We start from the raw sequence: 25,643 nt of genomic DNA on the forward strand, positions 1-25,643 counted from the left end.
GTTCATTATAATTTCGTTTTGTACATAAAAAATGAATTTTAAAACGAAAGATAATTATTTGTGATTTTATAAGATGCTAAAATAGTTTGATTTTCATAAATAAGCTTTAATTCTTTAGAAATTATGAACGGATTTAACATTTTTGTAGTAAAACTAGAGGTAATTGTGATAGTCAAGTTTTTTCTTTTGTCCCTTTTCTCTTGTAAGAACTTTGGATTCTTTTTTTTATTTAGAGATTGATGTTTTTAAAAACGTTACATTATTATTAAACTCTAAAAAAAAGATCAATTAAACCATTTTCAAAATAATTGGTCTAAAATTTAGAAATGTGATTTTATAAGTTTTAATTACTATTTCTAATCAACTACAACTTTCTAATCAACTACAACAATTAATATATGAGAATATTAAAAACCATTCTATTAGTGTTTTTTTTCAAAACAACAATTTATAGTCAACAACAATCACCAAACATATTATTAATAATTGCAGATGATTTAGGAATAGATGCTGTTTCTGGATTTGGAATTAGTGAAGACTTACCTGTTACACCAACTTTAGACTCATTTAGAAAAAAAGGCGTGTCTTTTACCAATGTTTGGGCAGCACCACAATGTTCGCCTACTCGTGCCGCAATTATGAGTGGGAAATTCGGAATTAAAACAGGAGTGATGAGCCCCCCTTTAATTTTAGATACCAGCCATACTTCTTTATTTACCAAAATAAAAGAACAAAGTAGTACAGATTATAGTATGGGGCTTATTGGTAAATGGCATATTGGTGGAAATAGTAGTGCTAATTACAGTCATCCAGAAGATTCTGGAGTACCTTATTATGAAGGTGTATTTACGAGTCAGGTTGATGATTATTATAATTGGACAAAATTAAATTCAGACGGACAAGAAGAGCAAGTAAATGAATATATTACTACTCATTTAACCAATAGTGCAATATCCTGGATAGACAATCAAACGAAACCATGGTTTTTATGGTTAGCGCATATTGCTCCACATATTCCTTTTCAAACACCACCAGAAGGTACGTATACAACTTCGCCTACAGATGATAGAACTACCTATTTAGCAATGGTTGAGTCTTTGGATTATGAAATTGATAGACTTCTTAAAAGTATGGATGAAGAGACGTTAGAAAATACAGTTATTATTTTTATTGGAGATAATGGTACTCCGGGGAAGGCAAATAATTATTTTCCCAATGGACATGTAAAGTCTTCTTTATATGAAGGCGGAATTCGAGTACCTATGATTATTACAGGGAAGTCTGTAGAAAGAGTAAATGAAGTAGAAGCAAGCCTTGTGCAAGCAACCGATTTACATGCTACAATTTTAGAGTTAGCTGGTGTGCAATTAAACGGAGGAACTGAGAATAGTTTAAGTTTAAAACCTGCATTGATATTTGAAAACCAAATAGGAAGACAGATAAATTATACGGATTATGAAAATAATGGTACAGAATCTTGGGCTACTAGAAATGCTACTTATAAGTTAATTGAAGATGAAAATGGAGGTGAGGAGTTTTATAATATTGTTGATGATCTTAAAGAAGAAACTAATTTAATAGGAAGCTTAACAACAGAGCAAGAAACAATAAAAGCAATGTTGCAACAAGCAGCTCAAATAATAAGAACTGATTGGTCTTGTAGTGATGGAATTAAAAATGGAGCAGAAACTACTTTAGACGACTGTAATGATACTTGTGGTGTTACAGATGTGTTGAGTTATGACTATATTGTTTGTACTGATATACCCACAAGCCCTAGTATTTATTACGAATATGTAGAAGGAGACCAAAGAGTTGTGTATTCTAACAATTATCCAAATCATAATTTTTCTTATGTTTCACCTAGAACTCCAGAACCTTATTATAGAGTGTATAATTTTGATTTAGCACCAAAGTTATCTGGAGAAACAACTAGTATCTCTAGAACAAACGGAAGACCTGTTAATTATTTTGGAATCAGTTTAAATGGAGTTTATATGATGCCAGCTCCTGCAACACCATTTATTTTTGAAAACACAAATACTGGGCAATATAATTGGGATTGGGTATTTGAACCTACAACCAATATTGGGGATGGAAGAGATTTTGTTGCTTTAGATTGTGCTTCTGCTCATGTAAACCCGAATTCAGGTTATCATTATCATGGAAATATGTTTGGCTATGTAGAGGTACTAAAACCAGGTATTTCTTCAACAAATACAATTCCAACAGAACTTTTACAAGTAGGTTGGGCTTCAGATGGTTTCCCTATTTTATATCGATTTGGCCCTGATAAAGATGGAAATGTCAAAGAAATGTTTCCTAGTTTTCAATTAAAAAGTGGTCTAAGACCTGGAGATGGAATTAGTGCTCCTTGTGGGCCTTATTCAGGAAAATACACTAATGATTTTGGGTATATAGCAGGTAAAGGAGATTTAGATGAATGTAACGGAATTGAAGCTTCGGTTACGTTAACGACCGCTCAAGGTGAAGAAACTTTTGAATATTATTATGTAGTAACTCAAGATTTTCCGCAGATATCAAGATGTATGAAAGGAAATTTTAATGATAGTTTTATTAGCAGTGCAGGTGCTTTAAATGATGTTGATGCAGATTCAGATGGCTTTGTGAGTGCTTATGATTGTGATGACACCAATGCGAATATCAACCCTTTTGCAATAGATGATCCAGCAACGAGTGTAGATGAAAGTTGTGGGTCTACTTTAAGCATTGATAAACCTGAGTTAGATGAATTAGGTTTCTACGTAAATTCAAATCCTAATAATGGCAGTTTTTCTGTTATATCCACCCATGTAGAAAAATACAGGGCAGAATTGTTTTCTTTGAAGGGGCAGTTAATTAGTCAAAAGTCAGGTATTGGTGTCATAGAATTTAAGAATATTATAAGTGCAGGCGTCTATCTTTTAAGGATTACAATAGATGGAAAATTAGTAGGGACTTCTAAAATAATTGTAAAATGAGAATTTTAATTATTACATTTTTATCTTTTTTAAACTTTGGAAATACCAATGATTTTCATGAGGCTGTTTCAGCCACTTTTAATGTTGTTGAAAGAGGACATGTTTTAATGCTTGAAATTGATTTTGATACCTTCAACTTTTTAAAGTTGGATGCTTCAAAAAGTATTAAAGTAACTAAAGATGATTTTAGTACATACCTGAATAAAACATCGAGTTGGAAATTTGATGGAGAAAAAATAACACCTCAAGTTTTAACTATAAAATCGGAAAATCATCATACAAAAGTGATTTGTTTTTTAGCAAAGTCTAGAAAAAACATAAAAAAAGTTGAAATTAAAAATGAGTTTTTATTAAATGTTGAAACGCATTCTAATATCGTTGAGTTAGATATAAACGAAACTTTCAAAGATTTTAGGATGTATAAGGATAGAAAAGAAATTGTGGTGAATTATAATTAGAATTATCTTCAAGTTGATGTAGACTAAAAAATCTCAGGTTAATTATCAACCTGAGATTTTTTAATATATATAGTTTATGAAATTTAGTTATTTCTTCTCAAACAAAACCACTGTTTCAATATGACTAGTATGTGGGAATTGATCTACCAAACTAATCTTTTTAATAAAATAACCAGCTTCTGCTAACAGTTCTGTATCTCTAGCTTGAGTTGCTGGGTTACAAGAAACATACACCATTCTATCAGCATTTAGATTAATGATTTTTTGTAATGTTTTTGGCGCAATTCCTGCTCTTGCAGGATCTAAAATAATTGTCTTTATTTTATCTTTATATTCTGGATGTGCAACTAAGAATTTACCAACATCTGCTGCATAAAATTTTAGTCCATCAATATTATTTCTTTTGGCATTTTTTTCAGCATCTTCAATAGCGGAAGCCACGATATCTACACCAACAATTTTTGCGTTTTCACTTTTAGAAGCTACAATCTGACCGATGGTTCCTGTACCACAGAATAAATCCATTACCACAGTATTGTCTACCTTCGTTTTATCTTCTAAAACATATTCAACAACTTTTGAGTATAACTTTTCGGCACATTTAGGGTTCGTTTGAAAAAAGCTTTTCATGCTGATTTCAAAATTCAAACCTAATAATTCTTCTACAATTTTATCTTTACCATACACTAAGTCTAAACTACCCGCTGTTGCAATAGTTCTATCGCCCGTCTCATCATTAATAGTATGTAATAAACCTGCTAAACGATCTCCAAAAATATCCTTTAGAAAAGAAGCAAATTTCTGTAAATCAAAATTCTCTAATTCAGGAGAAGTAGTTACCAAATTACATAATAATTCGTCTGTTTTAAAAGATTTTCTTACAACAAAGTATCTAAAGAAACCGGTCTTTTTTGGACCATGCCAAGGCTCTAAACCAGTGTCTATACAATATTGACGAATGTTTTTTAAATTGTCTTCTAATTGCTTGTCAAATAAGCCAGAATCTTTTTCTAAATTATCTCCCATCCACCAAACACCACGTCTTTTAAAACCTAATGTAAACTCATCTTTATCTCTCTTTGTAACTCTATCATATCCAATAGCAGAAAAACCATATTCCATTTTATTTCTATAATGAAATACGTTTGGCGAGGTTACAAATTCATCAAATAGATCTTCGATATTAGCTACTTTTCCTATCTTTTTAAATAAGGTTAAAGTACTTTCTTTTTTATATTGATGTTGTAAATCTATAGGTAATTGAATATAAGGCGCACCAGGAATGTCTTGATAAGGAACTTCTACCTCATCTTCAGATGGTTCTAAAACATCTATCAACTTTGCTTCTGCATAGTTTTTACTAGACTTACTTATTTGTGCTTTTACTAATTGACCAGGCAAGGTATTCGGAACAAAAATAACAAAACTACCTTCATCAGACTGGATTCTTGCAATCCCTTTTCCGCCAAAAGCGTAATCTTCAATTTTTAATTCTAAAACTTGATTCTTCTTTACAAATTTATTTCGTTCTCTACGTGGCATTCTTAATTGTTTATGTGGTGCAAAATTAGGGAAAATATAGTTTGATGAAACAAAAAAGGCCACTCATTTGAGTAGCCTTTTTATTAAAGTAAGATTATATTTAGTTTCCAGCTTCTTTTTGTGCTTCTTGAATCATTTGTTCATTGGCAACAATAGCAAACTCTACACGTCTGTTTTTACTTCTTCCTTCTGCAGTTTCGTTTGTTGCAATAGGATCATTAACACCTAAACCTTTGGTTTCAAATCTTGCATTTTCAAGACCTTTAGTGGTTAAATACTCTTTTACAGAATTCGCTCTTTTTGCAGATAAAGTTTGGTTGTATTCAACTCTACCAGTGCTGTCCGTGTAACCATAAATAACAATATTAGTATTTTCGTAACTATTAAAAATAGGAACTAATTTTTCTAAATTTGCTTTTGCTCCTAAAGATAATGTAGCTTTATTAGTATCAAATCTAACGGCATTTTCACCTAAAGTTAACATAATACCTTCACCAACTCTTTCTACTTCTGCACCAGGTATTGCTTCTTCTATTTCACGAGCTTGTTTGTCCATTTTATTACCAATTACACCACCGGTAACACCTCCAATTACACCACCTAAAACAGCGCCTAATTCAGAATTTTTACCATTTCCAACATTGTTTCCAATTACGGCACCTAAAATGGCACCTGCTGCAGTACCAATACCAGCACCTTTTTGTGTGTTGTTTGCATTTTTAACAGCTTCACAAGAGGTTAGCATGCTTGCTGTTATAAATAATACTGATAAACTATAAATTATTGATTTTTTCATTGTGTTTCTTTTTTAATTATTTTCTTTGAAAAGAGTAAGTAATATCTTTTGTTTGTCCTGCAACGTTAATTTGGTCTACCAATTGGAAGCTTGATTCTGTTACATTTATAATATCTAAAACAAAACCATTATTTACTTCTTTTGCTTTGTAGTCGTTAATGATTTTTAAAACAAATTTTCCATCTTTATTTAGGTACCAAGTTATTGGAGAACTAAATTCTTTACAAGAGGTGCTTAGACTAGTAAGTGCCATTTCTCCTTTGTTGTTATTTGAAACAAAACTCCAGTCACTACCAACAAAACATTTAGAGTCTGCTATGTAAAAAGAAGTTACATTTAAAAAGTCTGATCCAGGAAAGTCAACAGCAGTCATTGTAAAATTTCCTTTTAAAATACGTTCGGTTTTATTGTCTAATTTGGTACTAACTGCAGAGGTAGATTTACATGCAATAGCTACTGAAATAAATAAAACAATACATAAAATTTTTTTCATAAGTAATATAGATTAGTTTTTTGCAAAGTTAAGAATACTAGTTAGCATATTCTTTATTTTTATATGCTATAGTTTAAGACACGTTTTTATAAAGATAGTCACTTTTATTGACATATTTTTTGAGTTTTTTTACAATTTATTTTAAATAAAGTCTATTCTGTTATTTAATGTTGATTTTGTTGAGGTTATAAATAGAAAATAACATATTTAAACTTTATTTTTTTAGCATTTCTCTGTAACAAATTTATTTTTGGTTCGTCTTATTTCTGTAACCAACTAAATATAAAAATGAGTTTTATAAGGGTATTACTTGCTATTTTCTTTCCGCCACTTTCTGTGATAGATAAAGGTTGTGGTTCTTTCTTTATTATTTTTTTACTGACGCTTTGCGGATGGATTCCTGGAGTAATCGGAGCTTTAGTCATTTTAAATAATCCGAAGAATTAATTTTTATGGCATTGACATAAGTTAGTTTTACAGATTTCAAGAAACTTGAAACCTGAAACTATTGTACTTCTTGCGTAAAATAAACCTATGTTTACTATGTTTCTATGTGGAGGTGTTTTTAATTCCTTAAACCTTAAACCTTAAACCTTAAACCACTAATTAACTTGCTCTCCGTTTTTTATCTCTTTAGAGGCTTGTAATAAAACCACATCTCCTGCAGTATTATAAACACCAATTACTAAGCATTCACTCATAAAGTTGGCAATTTGTCTAGGTTTAAAATTTACAATTACAGAAACTTGTTTGTTTAGTAAATCATCTTTTGTATATAAATCAGTTATTTGCGCACTAGACTTTTTAATACCCAATGCGCCGAAATCAATTTTTAGTTGATAGGCAGGTTTTCTAGCCTTAGGAAAATCATTCACTTCAATAATAGTTCCTGTTCTAATATCAACTTTTAAAAAATCTTCAAAGGTAATTTCTTCTTTCATTCCTTATTTTTTCTTTCCTAATTTTTGTATTACCCATAAAGGACCAATCAATAAAAATTCTAAATCTTTTAAGAATGATGGTTTTGCACCTTCTACTTTATGTCCATAAAACTGGCCAATCCAAGCTAAAATAAAAATAATTAAAGATGCGAAAAGCAGGTTTACTTGATTACTTAGCCAAAAATTGGCTGCAATTGTTATTAAAATTATCAAAGACATTTCTATAAAATACCAAAAGCCTAAACGCAAATAAAAAATAGAAATAACAAGACCAACTATTACAGCCCAATTTTCTATTAAAGGATTAGATAAGTTTAATGTGTTTTCTAAAAATGTGGTTGGTATACTCATGAGTAAACCAATAACACTAAAAAAAATTAAAGGAACACAAATGTAATGTATCGCTTGATTTGTTTCGTTTTGATGACTAACTGCATATTCATCAAAATATTCTTTAGCTGTTTTCATAAGTCGTTTTTATTTCCAACCTTCACGAATCATCAATTCTTCTATATGTGCAAAATGGTGCTTACTATGCCAAGCATAGATACAAATGTTTTCTTTTAAACTAACTTCTTTATTTCCAGATGGATGAATAAATATTTTGTTTAACTGTGCATCCGTCAATTTACGTAAGAAATACACCCATTTAGAATGTAAGGCTTTTAAAGCATCAATTGATAAAAATACAGGGTCAGATTTAGAATCTTCTAATTCTGCCCAACGTTCTTCATAATAGGCTTTTATAACAGGTTTGTCTTCTGTTAAAGCCCATTTAAAACGCGTATATGAATTATGATGACTGTCATAGCAATGATGTATTACCTGTCTAATTGTCCAGCCGCCCTCACGGTACGGTGTGTCTAATTGTTTGTCAGATAGGTCTTTGGTTAGGAATTCTAGTTCTTGAGGAAATCTTTCCAAAATAGAAACCCAATCTTCAATATTTTTATTTGTGATGTTTTTTGGAATATTTGTTCTTCCTATCGGATATTTTAGTTCTTCTAGTGTCATTTATTTCTTTGTTATTTTCTTTAAAAAACGTTCAGAATTTTTATTTTCTGGTTTAATAGCTAACGCTTTTTTAAAGTTGATAATTGCATTGGCAGTATCTTTTTTCAAAAAATAGGCTTCTACCATGCTATCAAAAACGTTTGATTTATTTGGGTATAATATAGCGTTTATTTTGAAAAGCACGATTTTCAAATAAAATAATATCCTTTTACTTCTTATTTTACCAATTTGCTAAATTCAATAATCTTTTTGATCGTTTTTTCTCTAATGGATAAACAAATCTATTTGCTCATCTAACTAAATAAATCGTATGTTTTTAGATATATAAAATTGATATTTTTTTTTACCTTCTTTCCACTGTTTATTAATCCTTTAGAAATAGAAAATCCAGTGCCTTTTTTTTTATTAGGTTTTACATTTACACCTATTGGTACAGTTTGATATTTAGGATTGTCTTTTTTTGCGAGTCTTTTTTCTCAAAAGTTACAGAGTAATCCTAATTTTAATGTTTGGTTAAATAAAATTAGTGGTTTTATTTTTATTCTGATGGCATTTTTAATTATACTAAGCTAAAGCTATCTGTTTTTTTGTTGTTTTTTTGATTTATGAGCGTTCAATTTTTTACATTTACAAGATTGTTTTAAATTAGTTTAACATTTAAAACGTTGAAAATATTTATAATTTGAGTCTCAATTTTTCCTTAATAATTCCAGTTTACAATCGTCCTAATGAAATAGAGGAGTTGTTAGAAAGTCTTACAAAACAAGATTTTTCTGATGATTTTGAAGTTTTAATTATAGAGGATGGTTCTACGGATAAAAGTAATTTAATTGTTGAGAAATATAAAACTGAATTAGATTTAAAATACTTTTTTAAAGAAAACAGTGGGGCAGGAGCGAGCCGTAATTTCGGAATGCAAAATGCTTCAGGAAATTATTTTATTATTTTGGATTCTGATGTTATTGTTCCTGTACAGTATTTATCCGAAGTGCAAAAAGCCTTAGAGACTAATTTTACAGATGCTTTTGGTGGGCCAGATGCAGCGCATAAAAGTTTTACTTCGTTACAGAAAGCAATTAATTACTCGATGACTTCTGTGTTAACTACAGGTGGAATTAGAGGTAAAAAACAAGCTGTCGGTAAATTTCAACCAAGAAGTTTTAACTTGGGGTTGTCTCAGATAGCTTTTAAAAAGACACAGGGTTTTTCTAAAATGAAAAACGGAGAAGATATCGATTTAACATTCCGACTTTGGGAAAACGATTGTGAAACACAGTTAATAGAAAAAGCTTTTGTGTATCATAAAAGAAGAAGCTCTATTCAGCAATTTTTTAAACAGACCTTTGGTTTTGGAACAGCTAGACCTATTTTGAATAAAAAATATCCCACAACAGCAAAACCGACCTATTGGTTTCCTTCTTTGTTTATTATTGGAATTGATGTGAGTATCATTTTAGCCATTTTGGGCTATAACCAATTGTTGTATTTCTACGGATTTTATTTTCTGCTTGTCTTCTTAGATTCTTTAGTGCAGAATAGGAGTTTGTATGTAGCTTTCTTGAGTATCTTAACTTCTTTAACCCAGTTTTTAGGATATGGATTAGGGTTTTTAGAATCGCAATTTTACCCGAAGAAGAATAAGTAAATTAAGGTTTCGACTGTAATCATCAACTTGATATAGAAAATAGTCTAGTTTATTTTTTTACTTAAAAAATTCTTTAGATTTCTCCCAATACACATCCATTTCAGTTAAAGACATATCAGCAAGTTCCTTGCCTTCTTTTTTAGCTTCTTGTTCTAGAAATTGAAAACGATTAATAAACTTCTTATTCGTTTTTTCTAAAGCATTTTCTGGATTTACGCCAATAAAGCGAGCGTAATTAATCATAGAAAACAAGACATCACCAAACTCTTTTTCTGTGTTTTCTTGATTTCCTGCTTTTACTTCTTCATTTAGTTCTGTGAGTTCTTCTTGTACTTTTTCCCAAACTTGTTCGGGTTTTTCCCAATCGAAACCAACACCTTTTACTTTTTCTTGAATTCTACTTGCTTTTACAACCGCAGGTAAACTTTTAGGAACACCTTCTAGAACAGATTTATTTCCTTCTTTTAATTTTAATTGTTCCCAATTACGTTTTACTTCTTCTTCTGTTTCAGCAACAACATCTCCGTAAATATGTGGGTGTCTGTGTACTAATTTGTCGCAAATTGCATTGGCAACATCAGCAATATCAAAAGCCTTTTTTTCGCTTCCAATTTTAGCATAAAAGACGATGTGCAGAAGCACATCGCCTAATTCTTTTTTAATTTCTTGTAAGTCATTATCTAGAATAGCATCGGCCAATTCATACGTTTCTTCAATAGTAAGATGACGTAAGCTTTCTAAAGTTTGTTTTTTATCCCACGGACACTTCTCACGAAGATCGTCCATAATATCTAACAATCTATTAAAAGCCGCTAATTGTTCTTTTCTGCTATTCATTTTTTTAGTTTTGAATACTGAATACTGAATACTGAATACTGAATACTGAATACTGAATACTGAATACTGAATACTGAATACTGAATACTATTTTTCAGTTTCTTCAGCAGATACTTCTTCAACTTTAGGAAATTCCATGCCAGCTTTTACTAAAATATTAAACCACTGAATTACTTTTTTTATGTTAGAAGCATATACTCTTTCTTCATCATAACCAGGTAAAACCTCAGAGAAAAATGCAATTAAATTTTTGCTACTTTCTTTATGAGATAAAGCCTCTTTACCTTCTGTTTTTTCATACATAGAAGTAAAAATGTTTAATAAAGGCACATCTTCTTCATACGTGTAAATTGCTATGTTTTCTAACAAGCTAACGTTTTGAGCAGCATTAATTGCTACACGTTTTTTTTCTACTAAAGATTCTGCGATTACTGCATTTTTAGATTGTGAGATTACTTGAAATAATCCAGGTTTACCAGTTACGGCAATAATTTTGTTAAATTCCATTTTTGTATATTTTATTAGATGTCATTTCCAGAACAGACAAACGTTTTCTTAAATCAAAAACAATTAGTTTGTGACTGAGCTAGAAAAAGACATGGTTTTTTGTTATTTACCTTTTTTTGCATTTGGGAAACGCATTCTGTAGTCTGCATTAACTTTCCCTTTAGAAATATTTTCTAATTTCTTTTTTATCAACCTCTTTTTAAGGGAAGAGAGTTTGTCTGTAAACAATACTCCATCTATATGGTCGTATTCATGTTGAAAAACCCTTGCAGCTAAACCGTCTAAAGTTTCTGTATGAGTTTTAAAATCTTCATCTTGATATTCAATAGTAATTTCTGGCTGACGAAAAACATCTTCTCTAACATCAGGAATGCTTAAACATCCTTCGTTAAAAGCCCATTCGTCACCTTCTTCCTTTAATATTTTAGCATTTATAAATACTTTATTAAAATCCTTTAAAGCTGCTCTATCCTTTTCAGATAAATCTTCATCTTCAGCAAAAGGAGAAGCATCAATAACAAATAAACGGATTGCTTTACCAATCTGAGGAGCTGCCAAACCAACACCAGAAGCATTGTACATGGTTTCTTTCATATTAGAAATCAATTTTTCTAAATTAGGATAATCTGCATCAATTTCTACGGACATTTTTCGTAAAACAGGATCTCCGTAAGCTACAACTGGTAATATCATTTCTTTATTTTTAAGATTGGCAAAAATACAATTTACAATTACGAATTACGAATTTTTTGAAATTGGATTTTATTTTTTTTTGAGTTTTATTTTTTAAACAGTTTTGTCTTTGCTCTAATAAGGTTAAAACATCTAAAAAGAACCTATTGTTTAAAGTGAGTTTCTCATTCATCGCATGAAAAAACTTAATTGTAAAAGTTGCTTAACTAATAGAATAACATTAGCAAACAATCTAACAATTTTGCGTTTTATTACTTACTATATAAATAAGACTGTAAAATAATGGTAGCACTAATTTCATCAACCAAAGCTTTATTTCTACGTTGCTTTTTATTTAAGCCTCCATCAATCATCGTTTGAAAAGCCATTTTAGAAGTAAAACGTTCATCAATTCTTAACAGTGGAATTTGAGGTATTTGGTTTTCTAGTTTTTTTAGAAACGGAAGTATTAAAACTTCACTTTCACTATCGGTATTATTCATCTGTTTCGGTTTTCCTACCAGAAAAAGATCTACTTTATTTTCAGAAATATATTTTTTCAGAAAAGGAATTAAATCATCGGTGTTCACCGTTGTTAAACCAGAGGCAATAATTTGTAGTTCATCTGTAACTGCAATACCTGTTCTTTTTTTACCAAAATCGATGGCGAGAATTTTACCCAAATTAAATGTTTTTTGCAAAAATAAAAGTTATAATATAATAACTACTGTTTAATTTAAATATTATCAATTAGTTAACGTTTTTTTTTGTTTTATGCCGTATAAACACCCAAAATGTCTAGTTAAATTCAATTTTATTCTCCTAACACTTACATAGGCATGAAACAATTCAATTTTATTGTCAATCATTTAAAAAACATTTGTTTGTCAGATAGTTACAATCAAGCCTTAGTTCTTGATTCTAAATACAAAGTGGTCTTATGTGTTTTCTCGAAGATAAATGATAATTGTATTTTAAACAAGATGTAATAATCTGTTTAAAAAACGTATATTCGTCCACGTTTTTGTGGATAGATTTATATTTGCGCAAATATACATATTAGAATGAAAGAAATTAGAGAAATCATAGAGTCAGCTTGGGAAAACCGCGAGTTGTTAAAAGAAGAAAATACAATTAACACAATTAGAAAAGTTGTTGATTTATTAGATAAAGGAGAGTTAAGAGTTGCTGAACCAACAACGGATGGTTGGCAAGTAAATGAATGGGTAAAAAAAGCGGTAGTTTTATATTTCCCTATTCAAAAAATGGAAACTTTAGAAGCTGGTATTTTCGAATACCACGATAAAATGCCTTTAAAAACAGATTACGCAGCACAGGGAGTTCGTGTAGTTCCTGGAGCGTCTGCTCGTAAAGGATCTTATCTTTCTCCAGGTACTATTTTAATGCCAAGTTATGTAAATATTGGCGCGTATGTAGATGAAGGTACTATGGTAGATACTTGGGCTACGGTTGGTTCTTGTGCACAAATTGGTAAAAATGTTCACCTTTCTGGTGGAGTAGGTATTGGTGGTGTTTTAGAACCATTACAAGCGGCACCTGTAATTATAGAAGACGGAGTTTTTGTTGGTTCTAGATGTATTGTTGTAGAAGGTGTAAGAGTAGAAAAAGAAGCAGTTTTAGGTGCAAATGTTGTATTAACAATGAGTACTAAAATTATTGATGTTACTGGTGATGTACCTGTAGAAACTAAAGGTGTTGTTCCTGCTCGTTCTGTAGTGATTCCTGGTAGTTATACAAAGAAATTTCCAGCAGGAGATTTCAATGTGCCATGTGCTTTAATTATAGGGAAGAGAAAAGAAAGTACCAATAAAAAGACTTCTTTAAACGATGCGCTACGTGAATATGATGTAGCCGTTTAAGAATTAGGTACTATGACAAAAATCACAGCAATTATACCTACATTAAATGAAGAAATTCATATTGCTGATGCTATTAAATCAGTAAGTTTTGCAGATGAAATTATTGTTATAGATTCTTATAGTACAGATAAAACTTTAGAAATAGCTGAAAAGCTACATGTAAAAATCATCAAGCGAAAGTTTGATGATTTTTCTTCTCAAAAAAACTTTGCAATTGACCAAGCAGCACATAACTGGATTTATATTTTAGATGCAGATGAAAGAGTTACGCCAGAAGTAAAAAAAGAAATTTTAGAAGCGGTTAAAAACCCGAATGGTTTTGTCGGTTTTTATATAAGAAGGACTTTCTATTTTTGCGAAAAAAAGGTAAATTATTCTGGGTTTCAGAGAGATAAAGTAATTCGTTTATTTTTAAAAGAACATTGCAATTATAAAGGAGCTGTTCATGAAAGAATTGCAGCGAATGGAGAAATTGGTTTTTTTAAACATAAAATAGACCATTTTTCATATAGAAATTATGATCATTACATTTCTAAGCTGAATCATTATGCAGCAATTAGAGCCAAAGAATTACATGAAAGAGGAGCTAAAGTGAATATTTATCATGTAATGATAAAACCCTCTGCAAGGTTTTTTATTCATTATTTTATCCGCCTTGGGTTTTTAGATGGTTTTACAGGTTTTTTAGTTGCAAAAACACAAGCTTATGGTGTGTTAACGAGGTATATTAAGTTATGGTTATTAAATAATAAGAAGCATTTAAATGGAAGAATCTAAAGGAATTGTTATTGATGCTGTTATTACTTGGGTAGATGGAAATGATCCCGTACATAAAGCCAAAATGAGAAGATATTTAGATGATAAAATTATACTATCTCCTAAGGGAATTAATCTGCGTTATGGGCAAATCGGTGAAATCGAATTTTGTGTAAAGTCTATTTTAAAGTATGCTACATTTATAAGACATATTTATATAGTTACAGATAATCAGACACCTCAATTTTTAAAAAAGAATTCATCACTTTATTCCAAAGTGAAGATTATAGATCATAAAGATATATTTAAAAATCATGAAAACTTTTTACCAACGTTCAATTCTAGGTCAATAGAAACAAGGTTATATAAAATACCCGGTTTATCAGAAAGGTTTATTTATTTTAATGATGATTTTTTTTTACTAAAGAAAACAAAAGTAGAAGATTTTTTTATAGGTGATTTACCTGTATTAAGGGGGAGTTGGTTAAGATTTGATAGTGATGTTTTATATAAAAAAATAAAAAATATTTTTAAGAAACAAAAAAAAGAGAAAAGAGTTGGGCATAAAATTGCACAACAAAAAGCAGCCCAAATCTTAGGTTTAAAAAAATACTTTAAATTTCATCATACACCTCAACCTTTAAGAAAGTCGACTTTTGAGAATTTTTATAAAGATAATCAGTCGTTAGAGGTTTTAAATATTAAGCCAAGATTTAGAAGTGATAGTCAGTATATCGCTCAAAGTTTGGCTAATCATTTAGAGATAAAGAATAAAACCTCAATTAAAAAAAATAATTATAATTTGGTTTATTTTCAGAGCTATAAAAAACCTCTTTTTTTTATTAAGAATAAAATTAAAAGAGCTGAGAAAAATCAAAATAAACTCTTTTTATGTATGCAGAGTTTAGACCAATGTCCTTCAGAAAAACTAATTTATATAAAAAATTGGCTTCAAAATAAATACGAGTAATTATTTTGAAGTCCAATTATAGCTTTAAGTATTTAGTCTACAGTTGTAGATTTAGGTATTTTCTTGTTGTTAAAATATAAATATTTGGTTGTATAATAGTAAGCCGATAAAAGGCTATCCATTTGTTGCGCAACCTCAGGCTTCTCTAACTGAATATCTTTTACTGTATTTGCATCTAAACTGTACAAACTCGTTTTTTTAGAGATGTTTGTTTTCTCGTAATAAAAATTATCTTTTAATATTCCAACTCCTTTTTCTCCTTTACTTTGTAAGTAGACAAAAGCAGCAGTATCTGTGTTGGTACTATCTAATAGGTCTCTTCCTAAAGTATAATTTGTATAGTCTACTTTAGCGATACTTGTTGCCGTAGGAAACACATCTATTAATTTAGCATATTTATTAACTACTTGAGGTTTTACATATTTTGGGGCATGAATAAAAAATGGCACATTATGCACTTGTATCCCTAAATCATCTTGATTATTTTTTAAGAAATTTAGTTTTTTCATACCTCCTCTATGATCGCCAAAAAAGACAAAAATAGTATTGTTATAATAACCAGTTTCTTTAGCTCTTTCTAAAAAACGTGCAACATTAAAATCTAAATATCTAATTGCGTTTAATTGTCCTAAAGATCTAAAACCACCTTTTGACAAGGTTTTTTCGTCTATTTCGTCCTCTAAAATAGGTTTAAAACTTTCTTTTTTGTCAGGTACTGTAAAAGGCATGTGGTTTGTTGCTGTTTGAATGTAGGCAACAAAAGGTTTTCCGCTTTCATGTAGTTTTTTAAATTCTTTGTCAGACTCTTTAAATAAATCGTAATCATCAATTCCCCAAACATCAGCTCTGTTTTCTTCTTCGAAACTACCTTCTTCAAAAATTTGTAAATCTTTTACATTCGATTGAAATACGCCTCTTATATTCGCCCAATTTGCAGAGCCACCTATAAAATATTGTTTTTGATACCCTTCATACTGATCAAAAATAATACGTTGATCTATAATCATAGGGTTTCTAGAAGCCGTTTTTACATCCTCTATATCTGGTAACCCCGTAACACTAGCAAAAACGCTTGCTGCTGTACCTGGTTTATGAACATAGAATTTAGAGAAGCTTAAACTTTCCTTTATAATAGAATCCATTTTTGGGCTAGAGTTTAAAGGATTACCATAGTGACTCAATGTTGCCGTTCCTGTAGATTCTAGCATTACATAAATTACATTTGGCTTCTCTTTATATGGTTCTTTAAAAGTTACTTTCTTTGCAAAATTTATAGTGTCTTTTGGTAAGTTTAAGTGTTTTGCAATTACAGGGTAATAAGCTTTAAATTTTTCAATATTAGCACCTTCACTTCTAAATGAAAAACTATCAAAGAAATATAAAACAGGGTTTAATGCAAATTGATTTACGGTAGTGTTTTTAGAGAAAAAAGCCTCACTCCAGCGTAATGGGTAGTGTGTAATACTGTTATAGATACCAAAAGATAAAACGAGTATGGTTAGAATAATAATTACTGCTTTTACTTTTTTTGTTATTTCTTGATGTGCTTTTGAAAATATATTATATACAAAATTAGCATATTTATAGATGATAAAACATAAGATTATCAACCCTATAAGTCCTTTATAAATAGGATAACTTTCAACTAAAACTTGACTAGATATTTTTAAATTACCTAAAAATCGAAGTGAAGAAGCATCTAATCGAATTCCTAAATACTCATAATAACCAAGGTCAAATAAGTAAAATAAAGTTAAGGTCAAATAAGTTAAAACGAGATATGTATTCGCTATCTTTTTATAAATTTTCCTTTCAAAAAAACGAAAATTAGTGATTAAAAGTAATATCGCTAGTGGGAAAAAAGCAATAACGGCAAGTTTTAAATCAAAACGTATACCTAAGAAAATAGCTTTTTGTAATTTTAGTGGATCAAGATCTTCTACTTGTATAAATAGAAGGTAGAAGATTCCTCTAAAAAGTACTGCGAAAATAAATAGAAAAAATACATTTGTAAAAATGTATTTTATGTAACTCGGAATTTTTTGAAACATAGGTATTATATAGGAGCGCAAAGATAGTATTTTTAGAATACACAGTTATAAAGTTCATTTCAATATTTGAGAGAATCTAGCATCGGTTTTAATTTATATTTATTGCTAAAGACTTGAATAAAACAAAGTACTTATAGATACAAATCACTAAGTTGTTTTTATTACTTATTATTTATCCGAGAGATTATTACTATGGTAATTGTATTGCTAACTATTACCTTAGAATCATTTTAAGAAAAAGTAATTCATTTTTTTGTGTAGCATGTTTTATATAGTAAATTTGCGGTAAATTAACATGAATGTAAAATGACCAATTACTTATAGATTGGTGACTTATATTCGAACTTTAAGAGCATAAATTCATGCAAAAACAATTCTTTAAAGAAGCCATTTCTCTAGAAATATTTAATGTTATATCCAAAGCATCCAAAGAGTTACAAATAGAGAGTTATGTAATTGGCGGTTATGTACGTGATTTTTTTTTAAAAAGAGGAAACTCTAAAGATATTGATGTTGTAGCGGTTGGTAGTGGTATTGAGTTGGCTCAAAAAGTATCTAAACTGTTGCCAAATAAACCCAAGGTACAAGTTTTTAAGACCTACGGAACTGCAATGTTACGTTATAATGATGTAGAAATTGAATTTGTTGGCGCTAGAAAAGAATCGTATTCTGAAGATAGTAGAAATCCTGATGTTACAGAAGGTAATTTACAAGACGATCAAAATAGAAGAGATTTAACGATTAATGCGTTAGCTTTAAGTTTAAATGAAGATAGTTTTGGCGCTTTATTAGATCCTTTCAATGGAATAGAGGACTTGAAAAGTAAGGTGATTAAAACACCTTTAAATCCAGATATTACGTATTCTGATGATCCTCTAAGAATGATGCGTGCCATTCGTTTTACTACGCAATTAAATTTTAATATTGATAGAGAATCTTTAGATGCAATTTCTAGAAATGCTTATCGATTAAAAATTATCACTCGTGAAAGAATTGTGGACGAATTGAATAAAATTTTGTCATCTCCAAAACCATCAATTGGTTTTTTATTGTTAGAACAAACAGGTTTGTTAAAGCAAATATTACCTGAGTTAATGGCTCTAAAAGGAGTGGAGGAAGTAGAAGGGCAGAAGCACAAAGATAATTTTTACCACACTTTAGAAGTGGTTGATAATATTTCTGAAAATACAGCAGATGTTTGGTTAAGATGGGCGGCATTATTGCATGATATCGGAAAAGCACCAACTAAAAAATTTAGTAAAAAAGTAGGTTGGACCTTTCATGCTCATGAATTTGTAGGTTCTAAAATGGTGTATAAGTTATTCAAGCGTTTAAAAATGCCTATGAATAACAAAATGAAATTTGTTCAGAAAATGGTCATGTTAAGTTCTAGACCTATTGTTTTAGCAACGGAAGTTACAGATTCTGCAGTTAGACGTTTGGTTTTTGATGCTGGAGATGATATTAATTCATTAATGACTTTATGTGAGGCAGACATTACAACTAAAAACCCCAAGAAATTTAAACGTTATCACCAAAATTTTGAGTTGGTAAGAATCAAGATAAAAGAGGTAGAGGAGAGAGATCAAGTACGTAATTTTCAACCACCAGTTACTGGTGAAGAAATTATGGAAGCTTTTAATTTAAGACCTTGTAGAGAAATAGGTCAAATTAAAGAAGCTATTAAAGAGGCTATTTTAGAAGGAGAAATACCAAATGAAAAGCAAGCATCTTATGATTTTATGATTGAAAAAGGAAAAGAATTGGGTTTGAAAATTTAGATAAAAAATGAAAGTATCTGTAATTATTTCTTATTATAAAAATAAAATTAATCTCAACTTAATTTTAAAAGCTTTACAAAATCAAAGTGAAACTAATTTTGAGGTCATTGTTTCTGAAGATGATTATAATGAAGATACATTTACTTTTTTAGAAAACTGTAAAAAAGACTATAATTTCCCAATAAAGCACACAAATCAAGATAAAGATGTAGGGTTTAGAAAAAACATGATGCTAAATAAATCTACTAAATTGGCTCAAGGTGATTTATTGGTTTTTATTGATGGAGATTGTGTTCCTCATAAACATTTTATAAAAGCCTACATAAAAAATTTTGAAGAAGACGTTATGTTAAAGGGACGTAGGGTGATGCTTTCAGAAAGACTTACATCAAAGCTTAAAAAAACATTTAATTTAAAACTGTTAGATTTACCTAATGTTTTATTTTCAAAAAGCAAAAAGAAAAAAATTGGAGTTTATAGTCCATTTTTAAATTTGTCTTACAATAGTGATAAAAAATGGCTGCTTGGATGTAATTGGGGAATCTCTAAAAAGACAATTTATAAAGTAAATGGTTTTGATGAAGATTATCAAAGAGCGGCAGTAGGTGAAGATAATGATATTGAATGGAGGCTTAAGTCTATTGGTATTAAAGGTAAATCTGTAAAAAACAAAGCTATTGTTTATCATTTATTTCATAAAGAAAAATATTCTAAAGAAGATTTATTATTTAATAAACAGATTCTTAAGAATAAAAAACTAAAAAAAAACTATTACTGTTTAAACGGATTAGATAAGGTAACTTAGTTGGCACTATGATAAACTCTGCATAGTAACCAACTTAAAGTACTCTCCTTTTTTAGCAAGTAATTCGTCGTGTTTACCTTGCTCTACAATTTTACCTTTTTTAAGTACTACAATTTTATCTGCTTTTTGTATAGTAGATAGTCTGTGTGCAATTACTAAAGATGTTCTGTTTTGCATCATTTTTTCTAAAGCAAGTTGTACCAATTGTTCCGATTCTGTGTCTAGGGCAGAAGTAGCCTCGTCTAAAACCATTATTGGAGGATTCTTTAAAACTGCTCTTGCAATAGACAAACGTTGTTTTTGTCCGCCAGAAAGTGTGTTTCCACTATCACCAATATTTGTATCGTATTTTTCAGGTAAATTCTGAATAAACTCGTCTGCATTAGCAATTTTTGCAGCTTCTAAAACCGCATCATCAGTTGCCTGCTGTGTTCCTAATTTAATATTATTGGTAATCGTATCATTAAATAGAATAGAATCTTGAGAAACAATACCCATTAAATTTCTTAAAGACTTTTTAGTGATGTCTTTAATATTGTTGTCATCAATAAGTACATCCCCTTTATTAACATCATAAAAACGAGTAATTAAATTTGCCAAGGTAGATTTTCCACTTCCAGATTGCCCCACTAAAGCAACGGTTTCTCCTTTATTAATCGTTAAAGAAAAGTTTTTTAAAACATATTCATCTTTATACTTAAAAGAGATATTTTTAAATTCTATTTTATTTGTAAAGTCTTGTTTTATAATTGCGTTCGGCTTGTCCTTAATGGTGTTTTCTGTATTAAGAACCGTCATAATTCTTTCTGCAGAAGCCTCTCCTTTTTGAATGTTATAAAAGGTGGTCGTAATTAATTTTATAGGATTTAAAACAGTGTAAAAAAGTACAATGTACCCTAAAAACTGACTCGCTTTTAAATTACCTGTATTAGACAAAACTTCTGTGCCACCATACCAGAGAATCGCTATAATTGTTGCCGACCCTAAAAACTCACTCATAGGTGAAGCTAATGTTTGCCTGTGATATACACTTGTCATTAATTGCTTAAAATGAAGTGTTGAGTTATTGAATTTTTTTGCGATTACATGTTCTGCATTAAAGCCTTTAATAATTTTTAATCCAGTTAATGTTTCTTCAATAAAAGATAAGAAATTACCAGTTTCCTTTTGTGCTTTTGCCGATTTCGATTTTAACTTTTTACTAATAGATGATATTATAAAACCAGAAACGGGTAATAAAACAAAAACAAACAATGTTAGTTTTAAACTCATGTACAGCATAATTGTTATAGAAATAACAACTGTTAAAGGTTCTCTAACAATGGTTTGTACAGAGCTTATTATTGAGTTCTCTACTTCTTGCACATCTCCTGTCATACGAGCTATAATGTCTCCTTTTCTTTTTTCTGAAAAATAGGCAATAGGGAGTTCTACAATTTTATTATACAAATTATCTCTTAAATCTTTTACAATTCCTGTTCTTAAAAAAGCAATTGCATAAGAAGCTAGATATCTAAATAAATTTTTAAAAAAGAATAATGACAGTGATAATAAACAAATAAATAAAAGCACGTTTATTTCGCCGTCATTAATAATTTTTTGAGAAATAAAGTAGTTAAATTCATTTTCTAGATAACTACCAATATTTCCGATACCACTATAAATTGGCTTTGAAATGGCTACTCTTTCTTCTCCAAATAAAATTTTTAGAACAGGAATAAACGCCAATACAGAAAGCACATTAAAAACTGCGTAAAGTATATTAAATAGAATATTTAAAATAGTAAATTTTCGATACTTTTTCTCATATTTTAGAATGTCCTTAAAATATCCCATTAATTCAATTTCATTTCTTTAATAATTCTTTGAATTTTTGCATCTAAAGCAGCTTCTACAGAAGTAGCGTTTTCTTTAGTATCTAAAGATGTATTTACACTAAAGTAGAATTTTATTTTTGGTTCTGTTCCACTTGGTCTTGCAGCAATTCTTGTTCCAGATTCTGTTTGGTAAATTAAAACATTAGATTTTGGTAAATCGATGTTTGTTACCTCACCGGTTATAAGGTTTTTTCTAGTTGATGCATCGTAATCAGAAAGAGATTCTACTTTTTCTCCATCAATTTCAGTCAATGGATTGTTACGCATATCGCTTAACATTTGCTGAATTTCTGCAGCACCATCCATTCCTTTTTTAGTAATTGAAATTAAATGCTCTTTATAGAAGTTGTTTTTAACATATATAGCCAATAACTCTTCGTAAAAAGAACTTCCGTTTTGTTTAGCATACGCAGCAACTTCACAAGCTAAAAGTGTTGCAGTTACTGCATCTTTATCCCTTACAAAACCACCAACCATGTATCCAAAACTTTCTTCACCACCACCAATAAAGTCTAGCTCTGGAAAATCTCTAACCATTTTAGCGATCCATTTAAAACCAGTTAAACCAACTTTGGTTTCAACACCATAACTTGCAGCAACATCATTAACCAACTCCGTAGAAACAATAGTTGATCCTACAAATTGTTTTCCGTTCATTTTGCCTTCTTCTTTCCACTTCTTCAACAAGAATTCAGTCATAACAACCATTGTTTGGTTCCCATTCATTAATTTCATGTTTCCGTTTGTATCTCTAATAGCTACACCTAATCTGTCGCAGTCTGGGTCGGTACCAATAACAATATCTGCACCAACTTTATTCGCTAAGTCAGTTGCCATCTTTAAAGCTTCTGGCTCTTCTGGGTTTGGAGATTTTACAGTTGGGAAATCTCCATCTGGTTCTCTTTGTTCTTCAACAATATGTACATCTGTATATCCTGCTTTAGCTAATGCATCAGGCACAGAAACTATAGAAGTTCCGTGTAAAGATGTAAATACAATTTTTAAATTTTTACGATCTACTTTATCAGATAAAGAACCATTTTTTACAGATGCTTCAATAAAAACATCATCAACTTCTTTACCAATTACTTCAATTAAACTTTCGTTTGCATCAAATTTAATTTCAGAAAAATCTAATGCATTTACTTTTCCAATAATTCCACCATCATGTGGAGGAACAATTTGTCCACCATCTGCCCAATATACTTTGTAACCGTTATATTCTGGCGGGTTGTGAGAAGCCGTTAAAACGATACCAGCATCGCAACCTAAGTGACGAACGGCAAAAGACAATTCTGGAGTTGCGCGTAAATCTTCAAAAAGAAATACTTTTATATTATTTGCAGATAAAACATCTGCGACTACTTTAGCAAACTTTTTACTGTTATGTCTACAATCGTACGCAATTACTACGCTTAATTGTTCTTTTTTTACGTTTTCTATTAAATAATTAGACAAGCCTTGAGTTGCTCTACCTAATGTATATTTGTTAATTCTGTTGGTTCCAGCACCCATAACTCCACGCATTCCTCCAGTTCCAAATTCCATGTCTTTGTAGAATCTGTCTGCTAAAGCATCAGGATTATTGTTAATTAATTCTTGAATTTCAGTTTGAGTTTCAGCATCAAAAGTAGCTGTTAACCATTGTTTTGCTTTGTCTAAAATATTATCCATCGTTTAAAATTATGTTGCTTAGTTGAAATACAAATATACTATTTAGAAATTGAGTTTTTCTTTAATTGTATAGTGTTTTTCGTTACTTTTTGTTTTTATAATGAGTTCTCCAATAAATCCTGCTAAAAATAATAGTGTTCCTAATATCATAGAAGTTAATGCTATATAGAACCAAGGATTGTCTGTTATTAAAATTGTTTTAATACCGTTAAAAAGTTTGTAAAGTTTATAGGCGCCAATATAAAATGCAGATGTTGTTCCAAATAAGAACATTAAAGTTCCCCAAAGACCAAAAATGTGCATGGGTCTTTTACCAAATTTTGATAAAAAAGAAATGGTAATTAAATCTAAAAAACCATTTACAAAACGGTCCATTCCAAATTTAGTTTCTCCGTATTTTCTTGCTTGGTGTTGTACTACTTTTTCTCCTATTTTAGTATAGCCTTCGTTTTTGGCTAAAACAGGAATGTATCTGTGCATTTCTCCACTTACTTTTACTGCTTTTATAACCTCGTTTTTGTAAGCTTTTAAGCCGCAGTTAAAATCGTTTAGTTTTAAACCAGATGTTTTTCTGGCAGCAGCGTTAAATAATTTTGAAGGGATGTTTTTAGTGATAACGTTGTCATAACGCTTCTTTTTCCAACCAGAAATTAGGTCGAAATCTTCTTTAATGATTAGATCATATAATTCAGGAATTTCATCTGGATTGTCTTGTAAATCGGCATCCATGGTAATTACAACAGCTCCTTTTGCCATGTCAAAACCAGCATCTAAAGCTTGCGATTTTCCGTAATTTTTTTGAAACTGAATTCCTTTTACCTCGGTATGTGCAGCGGATAGTTTTTCAATTACACTCCAAGAATTATCTGTACTACCATCATCTATAAAAATGATTTCATATAAATAACGATTGGATTGCATAACTTTTGCAATCCAATCGTATAATTCTTGTAAAGATTCATCTTCGTTAAGAAGTGGTATTACTACCGAAATATCCATGTTTGTTTTATTCAATATTTATAATTCAAAGTTTAATTTGTACAAAAACCTCAAATATTAAAATTTAGTATGTTTCTTCTTCAGTTTTTTTCATGATTGCAGAAGCAATTGCAGAAATAATAAAACCTAATATTGCAGCACCAATAATTGAAATAGCAGCTATAATGCCCGGAGATTGAAATTTCTGTGCTATTTCATTAGCACCTTCAATTTGCGCTTCTGTCATTCCACCATCTAAATATGCTTGATTTTGAATTTCCATAGCTTGTTGCATAAAATCAGGCTCTATAACAGTCATAAAAATATACTGATAAATGGCTGTAATTAATGCAGAAAGTATACATATACCAACACCAATTTTAACACCTTGTCCCCAAGAGATAAAACCACTATTAATTTCTTTATATTTTTTTATACCTAAAACAACTAAAGCTGTGGTTAAACCAATAGATATAACTGAAATTGACCAGTGAGGTTTAAGGTGTTCACCCATTGCATAGGTAATAACACTCAATAATATTCCAGCTACTGCTAAAATAACACCATAATTTACAATTAGACTTTTACTGTTTGCTTGATCTTCCATTTTTTTAATTTAGTTAGTTATACAAATATATTGTTTTCATTGTTGATAGTTTTTAATTATTTATAAAAGTTTGTTTACTATCACAACAATTCATTAGTATTCAGAGTGTTGAAAATGTTACATAAAATTTACACTTTTTTTATTGTCAATATCAAAAAAGCGTGTAAATTTGCAGCGGCAAGTCCTACACAACTAGCTCCCTTTGAATCCTCCAGGGCGGGAACGCAGCAAAGGTATTAGGTTGTAGCGGTGTGATGTAGGTAGCTTGCCATTTTTTATTTCTCTCTATTTAATTCTGAATTTCTTCAGAATTTTTCTTTTTTAGAGCAATTATTAACTTTCTCCTTTTTAGTTTCCTTCGTTTTCTTTTAAGATATT

Annotated in this window: 24 protein-coding genes and 1 other RNA gene; 10 read left to right on the top strand and 15 right to left on the bottom strand. The window is 30.0% G+C overall.

Annotated elements, in window-relative coordinates:
* Positions 1–398 precede the first annotated feature (398 nt).
* Together H0I28_RS01990 and H0I28_RS01995 are read left to right on the top strand one after the other, a co-directional pair.
* Complete coding sequence (locus H0I28_RS01990; protein ID WP_218760269.1) at positions 399–2,981, top strand: sulfatase-like hydrolase/transferase; 2,583 nt, start codon at positions 399–401, stop codon at positions 2,979–2,981.
* Complete coding sequence (locus H0I28_RS01995) at positions 2,978–3,439, top strand: DUF6702 family protein (protein ID WP_218760270.1); 462 nt, start codon at positions 2,978–2,980, stop codon at positions 3,437–3,439. Before H0I28_RS01990 ends, H0I28_RS01995 begins: the two co-directional genes overlap by 4 nt.
* An 87-nt stretch (positions 3,440–3,526) precedes the next feature.
* Here H0I28_RS01995 and rlmD read toward each other — a convergent pair whose 3' ends face one another.
* From rlmD to H0I28_RS02010, 3 genes are all read right to left on the bottom strand, one after another.
* Positions 3,527–4,981: a 23S rRNA (uracil(1939)-C(5))-methyltransferase RlmD gene (rlmD, locus tag H0I28_RS02000; protein ID WP_218752618.1), complete on the bottom strand. Its 1,455-nt coding sequence runs from the start codon at positions 4,979–4,981 to the stop codon at positions 3,527–3,529.
* A gap of 100 nt (positions 4,982–5,081) precedes the next feature.
* Entirely contained in the window at positions 5,082–5,777 is a 696-nt protein-coding gene (locus H0I28_RS02005) for an OmpA family protein (protein WP_218760271.1), read from the bottom strand.
* Positions 5,778–5,793: 16 nt separating this feature from the next.
* Positions 5,794–6,270 carry a lipocalin family protein gene (locus H0I28_RS02010; protein WP_218733014.1) on the bottom strand — a complete coding sequence of 159 codons (477 nt, stop codon included), beginning with the start codon at positions 6,268–6,270 and terminating at the stop codon, positions 5,794–5,796.
* Between the two features lie 288 nt (positions 6,271–6,558).
* On the opposite strand from H0I28_RS02010, the gene H0I28_RS02015 reads away from it, so the two are divergent.
* On the top strand, positions 6,559–6,717 hold the full coding sequence (locus H0I28_RS02015; RefSeq protein WP_082864245.1) for a YqaE/Pmp3 family membrane protein: 159 nt from the start codon (positions 6,559–6,561) through the stop codon (positions 6,715–6,717).
* Positions 6,718–6,872: 155 nt separating this feature from the next.
* On the opposite strand, the gene H0I28_RS02020 is transcribed toward H0I28_RS02015, so the two are convergent.
* Genes H0I28_RS02020 through H0I28_RS02030 form a run of 3 tightly spaced genes read right to left on the bottom strand, consistent with a single transcriptional unit; the run spans position 6,873 to position 8,225 of the window.
* The gene (locus tag H0I28_RS02020; protein ID WP_218760272.1) at positions 6,873–7,211 is read right to left on the bottom strand and encodes a tRNA-binding protein; all 339 of its coding nucleotides are present in this window, start codon (positions 7,209–7,211) and stop codon (positions 6,873–6,875) included.
* Positions 7,212–7,214: 3 nt separating this feature from the next.
* A complete protein-coding gene (locus H0I28_RS02025; RefSeq protein ID WP_218752620.1) occupies positions 7,215–7,679 on the bottom strand; it encodes a DUF962 domain-containing protein in 465 nt (154 codons plus the stop codon).
* A gap of 9 nt (positions 7,680–7,688) precedes the next feature.
* Positions 7,689–8,225 carry a YfiT family bacillithiol transferase gene (locus H0I28_RS02030; RefSeq protein WP_218733017.1) on the bottom strand — a complete coding sequence of 179 codons (537 nt, stop codon included), beginning with the start codon at positions 8,223–8,225 and terminating at the stop codon, positions 7,689–7,691.
* 682 nt (positions 8,226–8,907) lie between these two features.
* Here H0I28_RS02030 and H0I28_RS02035 point away from each other — a divergent pair.
* Positions 8,908–9,870 (top strand): glycosyltransferase family 2 protein, encoded by a 963-nt coding sequence (locus H0I28_RS02035; RefSeq protein ID WP_218760273.1) that lies wholly within the window; start codon positions 8,908–8,910, stop codon positions 9,868–9,870.
* A gap of 57 nt (positions 9,871–9,927) precedes the next feature.
* Here H0I28_RS02035 and mazG read toward each other — a convergent pair whose 3' ends face one another.
* The 4 genes from mazG to ruvX form a co-directional block, all read right to left on the bottom strand.
* Entirely contained in the window at positions 9,928–10,707 is a 780-nt protein-coding gene (gene mazG, locus H0I28_RS02040; RefSeq protein WP_218733019.1) for a nucleoside triphosphate pyrophosphohydrolase, read from the bottom strand.
* Positions 10,708–10,794: 87 nt separating this feature from the next.
* Complete coding sequence (locus H0I28_RS02045; RefSeq protein WP_218752623.1) at positions 10,795–11,214, bottom strand: DUF5606 domain-containing protein; 420 nt, start codon at positions 11,212–11,214, stop codon at positions 10,795–10,797.
* Positions 11,215–11,316: 102 nt separating this feature from the next.
* The gene (def, locus tag H0I28_RS02050) at positions 11,317–11,907 is read right to left on the bottom strand and encodes a peptide deformylase (RefSeq protein WP_218733021.1); all 591 of its coding nucleotides are present in this window, start codon (positions 11,905–11,907) and stop codon (positions 11,317–11,319) included.
* A gap of 251 nt (positions 11,908–12,158) precedes the next feature.
* Positions 12,159–12,569, bottom strand: a complete 411-nt coding sequence (ruvX, locus tag H0I28_RS02055) for a Holliday junction resolvase RuvX (protein WP_165730167.1) — start codon at positions 12,567–12,569, stop codon at positions 12,159–12,161.
* Positions 12,570–12,950: 381 nt separating this feature from the next.
* Here ruvX and H0I28_RS02060 point away from each other — a divergent pair, with 381 nt between their 5' ends.
* Genes H0I28_RS02060 through H0I28_RS02070 form a run of 3 tightly spaced genes read left to right on the top strand, consistent with a single transcriptional unit; the run spans position 12,951 to position 15,492 of the window.
* Positions 12,951–13,766, top strand: a complete 816-nt coding sequence (locus H0I28_RS02060; protein WP_218733023.1) for a 2,3,4,5-tetrahydropyridine-2,6-dicarboxylate N-succinyltransferase — start codon at positions 12,951–12,953, stop codon at positions 13,764–13,766.
* Positions 13,767–13,778: 12 nt separating this feature from the next.
* Positions 13,779–14,543 carry a glycosyltransferase family 2 protein gene (locus H0I28_RS02065; RefSeq protein ID WP_218760274.1) on the top strand — a complete coding sequence of 255 codons (765 nt, stop codon included), beginning with the start codon at positions 13,779–13,781 and terminating at the stop codon, positions 14,541–14,543.
* Positions 14,530–15,492 (top strand): stealth family protein, encoded by a 963-nt coding sequence (locus H0I28_RS02070; RefSeq protein WP_218760275.1) that lies wholly within the window; start codon positions 14,530–14,532, stop codon positions 15,490–15,492. Before H0I28_RS02065 ends, H0I28_RS02070 begins: the two co-directional genes overlap by 14 nt.
* 32 nt (positions 15,493–15,524) lie before the next feature.
* Here the strand turns inward: H0I28_RS02070 and H0I28_RS02075 are convergent, their stop codons facing one another.
* Complete coding sequence (locus tag H0I28_RS02075) at positions 15,525–17,543, bottom strand: LTA synthase family protein (RefSeq protein WP_218760276.1); 2,019 nt, start codon at positions 17,541–17,543, stop codon at positions 15,525–15,527.
* 362 nt (positions 17,544–17,905) lie between these two features.
* On the opposite strand from H0I28_RS02075, the gene H0I28_RS02080 reads away from it, so the two are divergent.
* Together H0I28_RS02080 and H0I28_RS02085 are read left to right on the top strand one after the other, a co-directional pair.
* Complete coding sequence (locus tag H0I28_RS02080; RefSeq protein WP_218760277.1) at positions 17,906–19,324, top strand: CCA tRNA nucleotidyltransferase; 1,419 nt, start codon at positions 17,906–17,908, stop codon at positions 19,322–19,324.
* Positions 19,325–19,331: 7 nt separating this feature from the next.
* Positions 19,332–20,129 carry a glycosyltransferase gene (locus H0I28_RS02085; RefSeq protein ID WP_218752631.1) on the top strand — a complete coding sequence of 266 codons (798 nt, stop codon included), beginning with the start codon at positions 19,332–19,334 and terminating at the stop codon, positions 20,127–20,129.
* 6 nt (positions 20,130–20,135) lie between these two features.
* Here the strand turns inward: H0I28_RS02085 and H0I28_RS02090 are convergent, their stop codons facing one another.
* The 4 genes from H0I28_RS02090 to H0I28_RS02105 form a co-directional block, all read right to left on the bottom strand.
* Complete coding sequence (locus tag H0I28_RS02090) at positions 20,136–21,965, bottom strand: ABC transporter ATP-binding protein (protein ID WP_218760278.1); 1,830 nt, start codon at positions 21,963–21,965, stop codon at positions 20,136–20,138.
* Positions 21,965–23,680, bottom strand: coding sequence for a phospho-sugar mutase (locus H0I28_RS02095; protein WP_218760280.1), 1,716 nt, complete (start codon positions 23,678–23,680; stop codon positions 21,965–21,967). The genes H0I28_RS02090 and H0I28_RS02095 overlap by 1 nt, the downstream gene beginning before the upstream one ends.
* A gap of 42 nt (positions 23,681–23,722) precedes the next feature.
* Positions 23,723–24,679, bottom strand: a complete 957-nt coding sequence (locus H0I28_RS02100; protein WP_218761546.1) for a glycosyltransferase family 2 protein — start codon at positions 24,677–24,679, stop codon at positions 23,723–23,725.
* 64 nt (positions 24,680–24,743) lie between these two features.
* Positions 24,744–25,265, bottom strand: a complete 522-nt coding sequence (locus H0I28_RS02105; RefSeq protein WP_218733032.1) for a DUF4199 domain-containing protein — start codon at positions 25,263–25,265, stop codon at positions 24,744–24,746.
* Positions 25,266–25,440: 175 nt separating this feature from the next.
* Between H0I28_RS02105 and ffs the strand changes: the two genes are divergently transcribed.
* Positions 25,441–25,539: signal recognition particle sRNA small type (gene ffs / locus H0I28_RS02110), an RNA gene on the top strand.
* Positions 25,540–25,643: the final 104 nt, after the last annotated feature.

It is taken from the genome of Polaribacter sp. AHE13PA (genome assembly GCF_019278505.1).
GTDB lineage: Bacteria > Bacteroidota > Bacteroidia > Flavobacteriales > Flavobacteriaceae > Polaribacter.